We start from the raw sequence: 1,623 nt of genomic DNA, 5'->3' as shown, positions 1-1,623 counted from the left end.
TTTAGGAAAGCCAACTTTGAAAAGGCTCAATGATAGAGATTGCCGCAAAGGCGATTAAGCGAACACGTCCTGTAGCCAGTCGGTCCAGGCCTGAGTAGTCTTCGCCTGGTCGGTGCCGGGGGCGAACAGGTGCAGGGCGATGCCGATCGGGGCGCCGAAGGCGTTGCGGCCGAAGAAGCGGTACAGCCCGTCGCCGGTCCGCAGGCCAAGGAAGTGGGGATGCAGGTAGTCGACCACGGCGTCCAGCGGGTCGATGCCCGGGAGGGTGAGGCGCACCGCGTCGCCTTGGCCGACCTCGTCGGCGACGCCTAGCTCGTGGCGCAGCCGGACAAACGCGTCCGGCGCGGTCGAGGACGCCGGCGCGTCGGCCGCGACGTAGGTCACCGGCCGGCGGCTGAAGTACCGCAGGTACTGACCGAGCGTGTGCAGGTAGAAGTCGGTGTGCTGGCTGGCGCCGTCGTACTGGTTCTCCCAGTCGTCGACGAAGATCCCGCTGTGGACGTAGCGGAAGGAGGTCGTGCCGCCGTCCCGGCCCTCGATCACATGTTCCAGCTGGTTGAACCAGCCGTCCGCACCCTCCACCCGGGTGACGAGGTGGTGCGGCGGATCCCAGACGGTGACCGTGCCCCCGAAGGGCGCGGCGCCACCCTGGCGGGGCTCGAACTCCATCGGCCACAGCCATCCGCCGTTACCGGTGGTCACGGCGTCCCAGTACTCCTCCGGGGAGGTGGACAGCACACCCTCGCGGCGGATCTCGAACTCACGGGACATCTCTGGTTCTCCTTGGTTGCGCTGGGGCCATCGGTTCCGGTTGGGCCGGCTGCGTTGGTGGGACCGGCTGCGTTGGTGGGGCTGTCGATGCCGGTGGGACCGGCGGTGCCGAGGCCGAGGATGCTCTCCCCCGCCTCGGATCCCGCATCGGAGCCGACAGCCACCCGCTCGGGCCGCGTGACGCTCGGGTGCAGGGCGACGACGAAACGGTGGGAGCGCCCGCCCGTGGCGGTGGTGTCGTGGTACCTGCCGACGAGGGCGGCAACCGTCTCCCCGAGCTCCGCTGCGAACGCGGCGCGGTCCGCGGCGGAGGCGAACCGGATCTCGCTGTCGATCGCGAACGTCGCCAGCCGCTGCCGGGCGGCGGTGGCACCGGTGATGAGGTCGCCGACCTCCCGCACCAGCCGGGCACCGAGCGCTAGCAGCCATCGGGCAGAGCGCTGATCCGGCGACCGGCCGGGATCCGGGGCGACCGCCGGCAACGCGGTCGGCGAGATCACATAGGAGGCCGCCGTCGCCCGTAGTACGCGCTCGGTGCAGTTGCCCCTTCTGCGTTCCTCGACGAGTTCGACCAGCCCGTGACGCTCCAGGGCCCTCAGGTGGTAATTGACCCGCTGACGTGACAGCCCCACGGGAGTGGCCAGGGTGCTGGCCGAACCCGGCTCCGTGAGCGCGGCCAGCAACCTCGCCCGGACCGGGTCGAGCGCGGCCCCCGCTGCGGCCGGGTCATCGATCACTGCGACCTCCAACATGCGCCTCATCATCCTACCGAAAATTTTCCTTGTCAAGAAGGACAATCATGTCGGCGCAGATCCGGCGCAGACCCGAAGCAGGTACGGAACAACCGTCGCG

At 69.3% G+C, this 1,623-nt stretch carries 2 protein-coding genes; both read right to left on the bottom strand.

The window, feature by feature from the left end:
* Positions 1–54: 54 nt before the first annotated feature.
* Positions 55–771: an SRPBCC family protein gene (locus AC08ON_RS17640; RefSeq protein WP_476608601.1), complete on the bottom strand. Its 717-nt coding sequence runs from the start codon at positions 769–771 to the stop codon at positions 55–57.
* A complete protein-coding gene (locus tag AC08ON_RS17635) occupies positions 699–1,523 on the bottom strand; it encodes an ArsR/SmtB family transcription factor (RefSeq protein ID WP_476608600.1) in 825 nt (274 codons plus the stop codon). Before AC08ON_RS17635 ends, AC08ON_RS17640 begins: the two co-directional genes overlap by 73 nt.
* Positions 1,524–1,623: the final 100 nt, after the last annotated feature.

The organism is Frankia sp. CoWAU3, from assembly GCF_977971855.1.
This window is presented reverse-complemented; position numbering and strand designations above follow the sequence as displayed.